The organism is Deltaproteobacteria bacterium, from assembly GCA_040223695.1.
Lineage (GTDB): Bacteria > Desulfobacterota_D > UBA1144 > Nemesobacterales > UBA2774 > JAVKFU01.
On record JAVKFU010000020.1, the window covers coordinates 91,602 to 103,346 of the forward strand.

The following is an 11,745-nucleotide window of genomic DNA, read 5'->3' on the forward strand; positions in this document are numbered from 1 at the left end:
CAGTCACTCTTTATCATGTATAATTTTAAAATCAGGATAAAATAAAAAAGGTAACAAAAATGGCATCCAGAACACTATTTGACAAGATTTGGCAATCCCATGTGGTCTTTGAGGAAGAGGGTCAGCCCACTCTCCTCTACATCGATCTGCACCTCGTTCACGAGGTTACTTCCCCGCAGGCTTTCGAAGGCCTCAGGCTATCCGATCGTATAGTAAGAAGACCGGATTTGACCTTCGCGACAAAAGACCATAACGTCCCTACGACAGACAGGTCCCTTCCTGTAGAGGACCCTGTTTCGGCCCAGCAGATGGAGGTGCTCAGGAAAAACTGCGAGGAATTCGGCATAACCCTCTTCGGGCTTACAGTGAACAGAGAGATGCAGGGTATAGTCCATGTAATAGGCCCTGAGCTCGGCCTTACAAAACCCGGAATGACAATTGTCTGCGGTGACAGCCATACCTCAACGCACGGGGCGTTCGGCTCTCTTGCTTTCGGGATCGGAACAAGCGAGGTCGAGCACGTACTGGCGACCCAGTGCCTGAGACAAACCCGTCCGAAGGAATTTGAGGTGCGCGTGGAGGGAGAGAGAGGATACGGCGTTACAGCCAAGGATATCATTTTAAGCATAATAGGCCGCATCGGCACCGCAGGCGCAACGGGCACGGTGGTTGAATACCGCGGCTCAGCCATAGAAGACCTGAGCATGGAAGAAAGAATGACCATATGCAATATGTCAATAGAGGCCGGCGCCAGGGCGGGTATGATCTCTCCGGACGAAAAAACCTTCGAATACGTAAAGGGACGCAGGTACGCCCCCGAAGGAGAGGAATTCGACGAAGCAGTAAAGGCCTGGAGAGAGCTCAGTACCGATGAGGGCGCCGTATTCGACAAATCCATAACTCTCGACGCCTCGAAAATGGCCCCCCAGGTGAGCTGGGGAACGAATCCGGGGATGGTAACAGACGTCACGGGGGCTGTGCCTGACCCGGCTAGAATGGATGACGAAAACACAAGGAAGGCCACCGTGAGCGCGCTTGAATACATGGGGCTTCGTCCCGGAACGCCGATTCAGGATATCAAAATTGACAGGGTGTTTATAGGATCGTGCACCAATGCCCGTATTCAGGACCTAACGGCGTCGGCAAGAATCGTCAAGGGAAAAAGGGTTGCGCCAGGCGTAAGCGCCATGGTCGTCCCGGGCTCTCAGCTCGTAAAGAGGGAAGCCGAAAAACTGGGTATAGACAAGATTTTCAAGGATGCCGGATTTGAGTGGAGAGAAGCCGGTTGCAGCATGTGCCTCGGCATGAACCCGGATATCCTTCAGCCGGGAGAAAGATGCGCCAGCACTTCCAACAGAAACTTCGAAGGCAGACAGGGAAAAGGCGGAAGGACGCATCTGGTGAGCCCGGTCATGGCGGCGGCGGCGGCAATCGAAGGCCATTTCGTTGATATAAGGGAATGGGAGCTGGAAAAGGAAATTTAAAGAGGTGATATGAATGGAACCGCTTGAAAGAGTTACCGGAGTCGTAGCCCCGCTTGACAGGATGAATGTAGATACTGACCAGATAATACCGAAGCAGTTCTTAAAGAGGATCGAGCGGACGGGATTCGGGGAGTTTTTATTCTTCGACTGGCGCTACAAAGAAGACGGCACGCCGAACCCCGACTTCGAATTAAATAAAGAACATTATCAAGGAGCTAAAATACTTTTGGCCGGTCATAATTTCGGAAGCGGGAGCTCCCGTGAGCATGCCCCCTGGGCGCTCAGGGAATATGGCTTTCAGGTGATAATAGCACCTTCTTTCGCAGATATCTTCTACAACAACTGTTTTAAGAACGCCATACTTCCGATCGTTCTTCCGGAGGATCTTGTGAAAGAGCTCTTTTCAAAAGTTAATTCTAAAAAAGGGTACACACTCACAGTAGACCTGGATTCTCAGAGTATTACAGATGAAGAAGGATGGTCCGCCCATTTTGATATAGACCCCTTCAAGAAGAAGAGCCTTCTGGAGGGGCTCGACGATATTGCTCACTCTCTTCAGCATGAGGACAAAATTACCCGCTACGAGAGTCTGATGTCCAGGCAAAGAAGCTGGGCTGCGCCTTCCCGGGAGCACTAAGAGGTATAACCCTTATTTTCCCCTCCATATAAAACTCAGGACTAATGTGAGAATTACGCTTAGGATTATGGATGTGGCGAGCGGAAAATAGAATGAAAAATTACCGCGCTTGAAATAAAAGTCCCCCGGCAATCTGCCGATAAACGGTATTTTCGGCGCGAAAAGGATTAAAGCCCCGATGATAGTGATAAATAATCCGACTATTATAATTATTTTTCCAGGGTTATGAAAATCCATTTTAATTATCCGACTCAGTCAAAAAAAAATAAGTATATACGGACGAAATTTCATAACAAATTTGTATAGGATTATCCTTTTATAATGTACAATTAAACCGGGCTCGTGAATCTGCGGGGTTTAGACAAACAGATATTATGATTGTAGAATATTCATGAATGGCACGAATTTTGATGGGTTTTTAAAATTAAATAAAAAGAGCTTATTATGAGTACGAATTTAAGCCAGACTACTTCACAAAGGCAGGTACTTCAGCAGCGGCTCATCCTGACGCAGGAGCTTCAGCTTTTCCTCAAGCTCATTCAGATGAATACACTTGAGCTTAAGGATTACCTGGAGGAACAGCTAATCGAAAATCCCACCCTAGAGGAAACGCAGGAAACCGAAGACAATAAGGAAAACGGCTCAGCAGACGATGAAATCGACCTCGGGAAATTAGCCGAGGACCGCCTGTTCAAGGATCAAAGCAGCGACGTACCCCACTACGCCTCGAAAGAATTCGCAGACGACAGCGATGATTCTGCCACCTGGGAGAACAGAGTAAGCTCGACGGATTCGCTGACCGACCACCTGAGGTGGCAGCTGGAGGTTTCGGATTTTACCCATGAAGAAAAAAAGATAGCATCGATAATTATAGGCAATACGAATGAAGACGGATATCTTGAGCTGGATATCGACGGCATTGCGGATATCTATCTGGAAGAGACGAAAAACCAGGATAGCGAATCCGAGCATAAACCCCAGGAAGATGAAAACGGGAAGAGCCGGGATACCGAAACAATTACTGACAGGCAGATGCTGGAGGAAAAAATCAAAGAGGTCCTGTACACTATTCAATCCACATTTGATCCCACCGGAACGTGCTCAAGAAGCCTCGGGGAGTGCCTGAGGATGCAGGCGCTGGATTTGGGATATAAAGAGGACAGCGTCGAGCTAAATCTGATTGATAACTGTTTAGAGGATATGGATAAAAATGGCTTGCCCGAAATGGCGGAAAGGCTCGGACTGCCCGTAGAAAAAGTTAAAGACGCGTTTTCAGTCATCTCCTCTCTAGAGCCCCGACCCGGCAGGCCGTTTTTTAAAAGAGACGCGGAGAAATATATTGTCGCCGACTTCTATGTGTACAAAATGGGCAACGAGCTTCAGGTGCAGCTCAACCGCGACTTCCCGAAGGTCAGGATCAGCAACTACTACAGAAATCTACTGAAAAAGGAAAAGACCCTGCCCCCGGACGCCAAACAGTTCATAAGGGAGAAGATCGAAGCCGCGCAGAGGATAATGAAGTGTCTTGACGAAAGGGAAGCCGCCGTAAAGAAAATCATCACAAAAATTGTCGACGTCCAGAAAGATTTTTTTGAACATGGGAAGGAGCATATAAAACCCCTTATCCTCAAAGACGTAGCTCAGGCTGTGGGCGTTCACGAGTCAACTGTCAGTCGTATTACAAGCAGAAGGTATATACAGACACCGCAGGGCACAATCGAGCTTAAGTCGCTCTTCTCAAGAAAGATAGAGACATCGCACGGCAAGGAAGTATCGTTCGAAAAAGTAAAAGCGGTGATAAAGGAAATCATTGCCGGTGAAATGCCCGAAAGCCCCTATTCGGATGAAGATATATCAAAAATCCTTGAGAGAAGAAATATTAAAGTCGCCAGAAGGACTGTTGCAAAATACAGAAAAACACTTAAAATACCTTCTTCCTCGGTCAGAGCAAACCAGAAAAGGAAAAAAAACAGATGAAAGTGACTGTGACCACTAGACACATCGGCAATAACCAGGACCCGGAAAAACTCAAAGATTACGCGATAAAAAAATCCAAAAGAATTGAAAGATATCTGAAGTCCGACAAGAATAGCTGCGAGGTTAAGTTTGTACTGTGGTCGGAGAAATTCAGAGACACGGCAGAGATATCGATTAACAGCAAAAGCCTGAAAACCACCAGTTCTTTTGAAACAACCGAAATGTACACCGCTATAGACAGCGCTATAGATATAATAATAAAGCAGCTTAAAAAGGAAACGGACAAAAAGATAACTTCCAAGCGGAGAACCGGCGCCAAAACCAAAGAAGAGGCTACACAGGCGAAAATCGAGCTCGACCCGGGTACGGGCTCGCTGACTAATATCAGAATTCAAAAACTGCCTAAAAAACCTATGGCCGTCGAAGAGGCCTCCCTGCAGCTTAAAGTGTCGGATGCAAATTTCGTTGCCTTTAGAAATAGCGCGAATGACACGATGAACATTGTTTATATCGACAGAAGAGGGCAAATCACCCTGATCGAACCCTAAATTTACAAAATGAAAATTTCCGATGTGCTGGAACGCAACGCAGTAATCCCGAACCTCAATGCTCAAACTAAACCCGGCGTAATAAAAGAACTCGCGGAAAAGATTACGACCGTTTATCCGAATATAAACGCTGACAGACTGGTAGAGGTTCTTATGGAGCGAGAGAAGCTCTGCAGCACCGCTGTCGACTCGGGTGTAGCCATTCCACACGCGAAGCTGAGCGGCATTTCTGAAATCATATCATGTTTCGGAAGAAGCATAGCGGGAATTGATTTCGATTCTCTTGATTTAAAGAAGACACATCTGTTTGTAGTCCTTATCGCTCCCGAAAATTCCGTAGGCTCTCATATTCAGCTTCTGGCGAGAATTTCGAAAGTCTTTAGAAATCCCGAGATGCGAGCAGATTTAATGAGCGCCGTATCCGTGGATGAGATATACGAATCAATAATCTTGGAAGATGCGAAATTTTAAGATGGTAAACGAGCTCCGGGTCGGGGAGCTATTCAAGACCTGGGAACAGGAACTCCAGCTAAAGATAATTGCGGGCCGGAAAGGCCTTAGCCGTGAAATTAAGTCCGACAGAATACAAAAACCCGGCCTCAGATTGCTGGATCCGGACTTAAAGCTGGATAACGGGACCATACAAATACTGGGCAAGACCGAAATATCTTACTTCGTGAAACTTAAGGATGAGGAAAAAATAAAGGTTACAACGAGCCTTTCGACTCAGGATGTACCCTGTTTCATCGTATCTAAGGAGCTAAATCCGGACGATAAATTCATCGCCTCCTGCAATAAAAGAAAAATGCCCCTTTTTACCACAGAACTCTACACGGGAAAACTTATCTCACTGCTGCAGGAAATTCTCGAAGAAAGACTGGCCCCGTTCGCTACAGCCCACGGAGCGTTGATGGACATACACCGTCTCGGCGTTCTGATACTCGGGAAGAGCGGCATAGGCAAAAGCGAATGCGCCCTTGACTTAATTAACAGAGGTTCTAAACTCATCTCAGATGACATTGTGGAAATAAGGAAAGTTGGATCATCAAATCTGGTAGGAAGCGGGCCTGAACGAACTAAACACCTGATGGAAATAAGGGGTGTGGGTATAATTAATATAAAAGATTTATTCGGTACAACCTCTGTAATGGATAAGAGAGAAATCGACATGGTGATCGAACTCGTTCATTGGGACCCTGAGGCCGAATATGACAGGCTGGGTCTTGACGACAGCAATTACAAGGTCCTTGGAGTCGAGCTTCCCTATTTAGTAATTCCCGTAAGTCCGGGCAGGAACACAGCCACTATAATAGAAGTTGCGGCCAGAAATCAACTATTGAAGCTGAGCGGCGTTCATTCGGCCCGAAAATTTCAAATTTGATCTCTGAAATCAACTCCGACCTGACAGGGAATTATATGACAAATCTGGTTATTATAAGCGGCGTTTCGGGCTCGGGAAAGAGTACTGCTATGAATGTTCTGGAAGACCTGGGTTATTATTGCATCGACAATCTACCGCTTACCCTCCTGCCTAAATTCATAGAACTGTGCGAGGATTCACAAAAAGACATAAATAAAGTCGCGCTCGCGATTGATATTCGTGAGGGAATATTTTTCGACAGGGCGCCTGAAGAAATCAAAAAACTCAAAGAAAAAGGTTACCCTATTGACTTGATATTCCTCGATTCATCCGACAGCACCCTTGTAAAGAGATACAAGGAAACGCGCAGAAAACATCCGCTTTCGGAAGACGGCAACATTCTTGAGGGGATATCCAGGGAAAGAGAAATGCTAAAGGAATTAAAGGACCTCGCGACTTATAATATAGACACTTCAGACTTCAACGTACACGAGTTAAAAGAGCTGATCAAAAATAAATTCGACAAATCAACTTCCCGGAATCTAATGGTCAATATTCTCTCCTTCGGATACAAACATGGATTTCCCTACGATGCAGACATGATATTCGACGTCAGATTTTTACCGAACCCGTATTTCATCGAAGAACTCAAAGACCTGACTGGGCATGATAAGCGAATAGAGGAATTCATTATCGATAAAGAAGATACCCGAGAATTTATCGAAAAACTTACGGAATTCCTTGCGTTTCTCATACCGAAATATGAGAAGGAAGGCAAGGCTTATCTGACGATAGCGATCGGATGCACGGGCGGAAAACACAGATCGGTTGTCATAGCAAACAAGATATCGGAGTACTTTCAGCACCTTTCACCGAATATAAGACACAGGGATATATCAAAGAGTTGAGGAGAATTGAGGAATGGTAGGTATTGTGGTGGTAACACATGGAGAGTTGGCAAAAGAGCTCATCGCGGCTGTAAACTTCGTACTTTCATCCAGCCCATCGGTAAAAATGGAAGGGGTTTGCCTTGACCCGAGCAGGGAATTCGAAACCTTTAAGCAAGAAATCAAAAATGCGATAAAGAAAGTAAAGGGAAAAGACGGCATACTTCTCGTAACGGATATGTTCGGCGGCACGCCTTCCAATATAAGCCTTACATTCCTGGATAACAATAATATAGAGGTAGTCTCAGGGGTAAACCTGCCGATGCTGCTCAAGCTCGCAACACTTTCAGACAAGATAACCCTGAGCGAAGCCGTTAAAATAGCCGAATCCGCCGGAAGGGATAATATCATCGTCGCCAGTAAACTCCTTCAAGACAGAAACAGCTGAACAATATTCTGCCCGGGACTACACGACGACAGTCCCTACCTTGATTTGAAAACCCGCTTATCTCGTACTTGATGAACACCGGTATAAACGGTTACAATATAAAGATGGATAAAGAAGATATAGAAAAAATAATCGAGGCGTGGAAAAATCACCTGCTTGTAGGCCCGCTCGAAGGATATGAGCTTGAAATCGATGATAAGATTCCCCGTTCATTCGCCGCAATAGCACTTTATCTGGACTCCAGAACGGTTAAAGCAGCGGGAGAGATTGAAGAATTCTACGAAGGTTACAGGCAGGCAGCTGTGGATGTTTTAAACCTGATCGGCGTTGAGATTTCGCAGGACGATCAGATGAAGGTAATATCGCTTTATAAAAAAGAAAGCGACGACTCAAAACAAGAGGAACTGAAAAAACATATCTGGGGTTAATAATTACTCTTTTAAGCCCGCCCAAATATACGATATTCAACAGAGCTTTTTTCCGGCGCATATAAAACCAAATGAAACTGGCTGACTTATTCGACTGTTTTCTTATAGATCTGGACGGGGTGGTCTATGTAGGGGAAAAGCCCACCGGGGGCTCGGCTGAAACTATCAATACGCTAAAAAAAATGGGAAAACTGGTTATCTTCATAACCAACGACCCCCGAAGAACGGCGTCCGAATACTCGAAGAAACTGAGAGATATGGGAATCCTTACAAAACCCGGAGATTTAGTAACCTCGGGCATGGCGATCGCCTATCATATCAAGTCGGAATACGATGATCTGGGAAATAAGAAAGCGTACGTTATAGGAAGCCGGGCCCTTAAAGACGAGATCGAGCTTACGGGACTTAAACTCGCTCGTGGTGAGGAGGCGAAGAAGGCGGATTTTGTCATAATGGGCGGACACCCCGAGTTCCATTACGAAGAAATCAAGCTGGCCACGCTCGCCATAGGAAACGGAGCGCTTTTTTTCGCCACTAACCGTGACCCGGCTTATCCGACCGAGGAAGGACTCGTTCCGGCGACAGGAGCGATGCTGGCGTGTATTGAGACCGCATCAGGCAAGAAGGCCGTTGTAGCGGGCAAGCCGGAAATTATAATGTTCGAGGTGGCGCTCGCGGAGAATCTCCACAGAGACAAGCACAGATTAGCGATCATCGGCGACCGCCTCGACACCGACATCGAGGGCGGAAAGAATGCGGGCATTTCCACGATACTGGCCCTTTCCGGATCGACAGACGAGAAAGAGGCATCGGAGTCCGAAATTAAACCCGACTATATAATTAAAGACCTGAGAGACCTTCTGAAGGAAGTTGCCGGGGCTCAAAAATTCAATGCCTAGAGTCAAAATAAACTCCGTTAGTCTCAACTATGAGCTAACCGGCAGGGGACCTATCGTGGTATTTATTAACGGCCTGACTATGGATTTAAACGGCTGGCTGCTTCAGGTAGACCCGTTCGGCGGAAAATACTCCGTTCTGAGATACGACTGCAGGGGCCAGGGCCTCTCCGATAAGCCCGACAGTCCTTATTCCCAGGAAATGCACGCGGAGGACCTGCGAAATCTTCTTCAAAAGCTGGACATTCCAAAGGCCCACATCATCGGCTTATCGAACGGCGGCATGATCGCGCAGCACTTCGCCCTTCTTTGTCCTGAAAAAATAGGCGCGCTTGTGCTCGTGGACACATGCAGTTACGTGGGCAAGCTCCTTGAGCTTACTATAGAGTCGTGGATTAGAGCCGCGGAGGAGGGAGGCGGCAGCCTCAGATACGACGCGGCCCTCCCCTATCTCTTTTCGGAGGCATTTACGAAAAAAAATATCGATAAAATCCTCGTCATGAAAGAAGTGAGTATACAAAACAATCCTGTAAAAACGTTTATCAATCTCGCAAAGGCGAGCATGAGGCACGACCTGAGTGAACGGATTTCAGATATCAGCTGCCCCACACTTATAATAGCGGGAGAGGAGGACATCCTCATCCCACCGAGGTATTCAAGAATATTGACGCAGAGTATAAAGAACTCGAAGCTTGTCATTCTTAAGAACTGCGGCCATGTCCCGCCTATAGAAATACCCGAGCAATTTAACAAAACGGTAATGAATTTTCTCGCAGAGCATGACGGACTCATCTGAATCGATGTCCCGTATAATAATCCGCACGCTCTTTTATCCTCGATCCGTCGGATTCAGGCTGTCTTGCGCATAAATAGCAAATATAACGCCCCCGACGTTGTTCAGGTAAAATATTAATAATATTCCGGTAATCACTTTATATATTCCTCTTTCAGACACTAAAAATAAAATTAACCGCTGGAAGAAGCAAGGGTTGGTACTGGAAACTCTATGAAGAACGAATTGTCCGCGAACAAGACAGGCTTTCTCGGCAGATCGAATAACAAGGGAATCCTGTGGATGGTATTGGGCGGCTTCGCTTTCTCCACAATGGCGGCGCTGGCCCACGAGCTGGGGCAACAATGTGATTGGCTTATTATCGTCTTTGTACGGATGTTCATATCATTCGTAATCGCGTTCGGACTTGCGCTCAGGGCGGGATTAAACCCGTTTCTTCTAAACAGACCGCTGCTCTGGGTAAGAAGCCTCGTCGGAAGCTCGGCAATGCTGGCGACCTTTTACGCGATAACCATGTTACCCATCTCGGACGTTGCGGTAATCACGGAAACGCGACCCATATGGGTCGCGATACTGGCGGGCTATCTAATAGGGGAATTCACCGGCAAAAGGATATGGCTTTCGATTATCTTCGGTATGGCTGGGGTTATATTGGTTGAGCACCCGCACATAGCCGAACATAATTTTGCGGGACTGGTCGCTCTATACGCCGCGTTTGCAGGCTCTATCGTTATGATCTGCCTTCGCAAACTGCGGGATATCGATCTGAGGGTGATAGTAACCCATTTTTCAGGCACGGCCACGATCGTGAGCTTAATATCAATTTTTATGCTGCGGGAAAGCGTCGACGTGACTCTCCTCAACAATACCACCGTAATTGCTATGCTGCTGGGTGTCGGCATATTCGGAACAATAGGGCAGCTGGCAATGACGAAGGCTTTTTCCATAGGGGAGGCGCCCAGCGTAGCATCGGCAGGATACATCAAGGTAGGTTTCGCCTCGGGATACGATCTGATAATCTGGAATCACGTGTTCGAGTTGCCCACGCTTTTGGGCATGGCGCTCATTTTCTTGTCTACCGGATGGCTTTTGAAGCTCAACGGAAATAAACGGGAAGAGACATTAAGCGAAAAGCCGCAAAGACTCGCGTCTGAAGAGGAATAGAGCGTCAATAAAAATCAATCGAAGGATTTCCAGACAAAGTCCCCATTCCTGTCTATATAAGCCCACTTTCCGCCCCCAAGCTCCACTATTGAGAGTCCGTTGGAAAAGCTCACTGCAGTCCGGAACCGGGGCTCGATCACAATCTCGCCTCTCTTGTTGACGAACCCCCATTTATCCCCCGTCCTCACGCTTGCGAGACCCTCGGAGAAATCCCCAGTCTCATCAAATTCAGGCTGCACTATAATCACCCCCTCTTTATTAATGAAACCGTATTTGCCGTTCTTCATAATTGCGGCGGCGCCCTCTTTAAAATGCCTCGCCCCTTCAAAGTCCGTCTCGAGCCTGACCTCTCCGAACCTGTCCAGATAAACGTATTTCCCGTCGGAAAATACACACGCCAGCCCCTCTGAGAATCCCTCGGCCCAATCGTACCCCGGTTCGATGAAGACATTCCCGTTCTTTTTTATATAACCGCCCTTGCCTTCGACGACCACAAGCGCCAGCCCGTCCGAGAACCCGAACGCCCTGTCATACCCGGGATCGATCACCATTTTGCCCTCTTTGTTTATGTAACCCCATCTGCCGTTCACTTTCACACTGGCGAGTCCCTCGGAAAACGGCTCCGCTTTTTCAAACAGGGGATCAGCGACAACCTTACCAACCCTGTCTATGTATCCGTACCGTCCGTCCACCTTCACGTGGGCGAGCCCTTCCGAGAAAGTATGGGCCTCCTTATACTCGGGCGTTATCACCATGACATCGAATTCATTTATGTAACCCCATTTCCCGTCCTTTTTGACAAGCGCCCTGTCTTCCGAAAAATCGACGGCCCCTTCGTATTTCAGCGGAATTACGATGTCGCCCTTTTTATCTATAAATCCCCACTTGTTCTCTCTCTCGACAGGAAAAAGAGCGACGCCCCCCGAATCACCCCCGTACCGGGAGCCGGAAGTAGCGCATGATATGACTGCAAGCAGAAAAAATATCAAAGCAAATACATAATGACGTTTCAAACGAATCACCCTTTTTTATTTCATATGAACGATTTATACCGACTAAAATAAATTTCCCGGGGAATAATCTTAAACAATAATCGAGTTTTTTTAAAGAAAAGCCGGATATA

14 protein-coding genes are annotated in these 11,745 nt (G+C 46.9%); 12 read left to right on the plus strand and 2 right to left on the minus strand.

All coding sequences use genetic code 11. The annotated features are described in order from the left end of the window. Nucleotides 1-59 precede the first annotated feature (59 nt). The gene (leuC, locus tag RIG61_13485; GenBank protein MEQ9620168.1) at nucleotides 60-1,484 is read left to right on the plus strand and encodes a 3-isopropylmalate dehydratase large subunit; all 1,425 of its coding nucleotides are present in this window, start codon (nucleotides 60-62) and stop codon (nucleotides 1,482-1,484) included. Between the two features lie 13 nt (nucleotides 1,485-1,497). Next, complete coding sequence (leuD, locus tag RIG61_13490) at nucleotides 1,498-2,121, plus strand: 3-isopropylmalate dehydratase small subunit (GenBank protein ID MEQ9620169.1); 624 nt, start codon at nucleotides 1,498-1,500, stop codon at nucleotides 2,119-2,121. Nucleotides 2,122-2,133: 12 nt separating this feature from the next. Here the strand turns inward: leuD and RIG61_13495 are convergent, their stop codons facing one another. Further along, nucleotides 2,134-2,358 (minus strand): DUF2905 domain-containing protein, encoded by a 225-nt coding sequence (locus RIG61_13495; GenBank protein ID MEQ9620170.1) that lies wholly within the window; start codon nucleotides 2,356-2,358, stop codon nucleotides 2,134-2,136. Nucleotides 2,359-2,565: 207 nt separating this feature from the next. Between RIG61_13495 and rpoN the strand changes: the two genes are divergently transcribed. From rpoN to RIG61_13545, 10 genes are all read left to right on the plus strand, one after another. Next, complete coding sequence (gene rpoN / locus RIG61_13500) at nucleotides 2,566-4,098, plus strand: RNA polymerase factor sigma-54 (GenBank protein ID MEQ9620171.1); 1,533 nt, start codon at nucleotides 2,566-2,568, stop codon at nucleotides 4,096-4,098. Next, nucleotides 4,095-4,646 carry a ribosome-associated translation inhibitor RaiA gene (gene raiA / locus RIG61_13505; protein ID MEQ9620172.1) on the plus strand — a complete coding sequence of 184 codons (552 nt, stop codon included), beginning with the start codon at nucleotides 4,095-4,097 and terminating at the stop codon, nucleotides 4,644-4,646. The genes rpoN and raiA overlap by 4 nt, the downstream gene beginning before the upstream one ends. Before the next feature lie 9 nt (nucleotides 4,647-4,655). Then, nucleotides 4,656-5,117 (plus strand): PTS sugar transporter subunit IIA, encoded by a 462-nt coding sequence (locus tag RIG61_13510; GenBank protein ID MEQ9620173.1) that lies wholly within the window; start codon nucleotides 4,656-4,658, stop codon nucleotides 5,115-5,117. Beyond that, nucleotides 5,104-6,027, plus strand: coding sequence for an HPr(Ser) kinase/phosphatase (gene hprK / locus RIG61_13515; protein ID MEQ9620174.1), 924 nt, complete (start codon nucleotides 5,104-5,106; stop codon nucleotides 6,025-6,027). The genes RIG61_13510 and hprK overlap by 14 nt, the downstream gene beginning before the upstream one ends. A gap of 35 nt (nucleotides 6,028-6,062) precedes the next feature. Then, a complete protein-coding gene (rapZ, locus tag RIG61_13520) occupies nucleotides 6,063-6,914 on the plus strand; it encodes an RNase adapter RapZ (GenBank protein MEQ9620175.1) in 852 nt (283 codons plus the stop codon). A 13-nt stretch (nucleotides 6,915-6,927) separates the two neighbouring features. Beyond that, on the plus strand, nucleotides 6,928-7,341 hold the full coding sequence (locus tag RIG61_13525; GenBank protein ID MEQ9620176.1) for a PTS sugar transporter subunit IIA: 414 nt from the start codon (nucleotides 6,928-6,930) through the stop codon (nucleotides 7,339-7,341). Between the two features lie 104 nt (nucleotides 7,342-7,445). Next, complete coding sequence (locus tag RIG61_13530) at nucleotides 7,446-7,769, plus strand: hypothetical protein (GenBank protein MEQ9620177.1); 324 nt, start codon at nucleotides 7,446-7,448, stop codon at nucleotides 7,767-7,769. Nucleotides 7,770-7,840: 71 nt separating this feature from the next. Beyond that, a complete protein-coding gene (locus RIG61_13535) occupies nucleotides 7,841-8,668 on the plus strand; it encodes an HAD-IIA family hydrolase (protein MEQ9620178.1) in 828 nt (275 codons plus the stop codon). Beyond that, on the plus strand, nucleotides 8,661-9,461 hold the full coding sequence (locus RIG61_13540) for an alpha/beta fold hydrolase (GenBank protein ID MEQ9620179.1): 801 nt from the start codon (nucleotides 8,661-8,663) through the stop codon (nucleotides 9,459-9,461). The genes RIG61_13535 and RIG61_13540 overlap by 8 nt, the downstream gene beginning before the upstream one ends. 210 nt (nucleotides 9,462-9,671) lie before the next feature. After that, nucleotides 9,672-10,622, plus strand: coding sequence for a DMT family transporter (locus RIG61_13545; protein ID MEQ9620180.1), 951 nt, complete (start codon nucleotides 9,672-9,674; stop codon nucleotides 10,620-10,622). A 14-nt stretch (nucleotides 10,623-10,636) separates the two neighbouring features. Here the strand turns inward: RIG61_13545 and RIG61_13550 are convergent, their stop codons facing one another. Further along, entirely contained in the window at nucleotides 10,637-11,635 is a 999-nt protein-coding gene (locus tag RIG61_13550; protein MEQ9620181.1) for a WG repeat-containing protein, read from the minus strand. Between the last annotated feature and the right edge of the window lie 110 nt (nucleotides 11,636-11,745).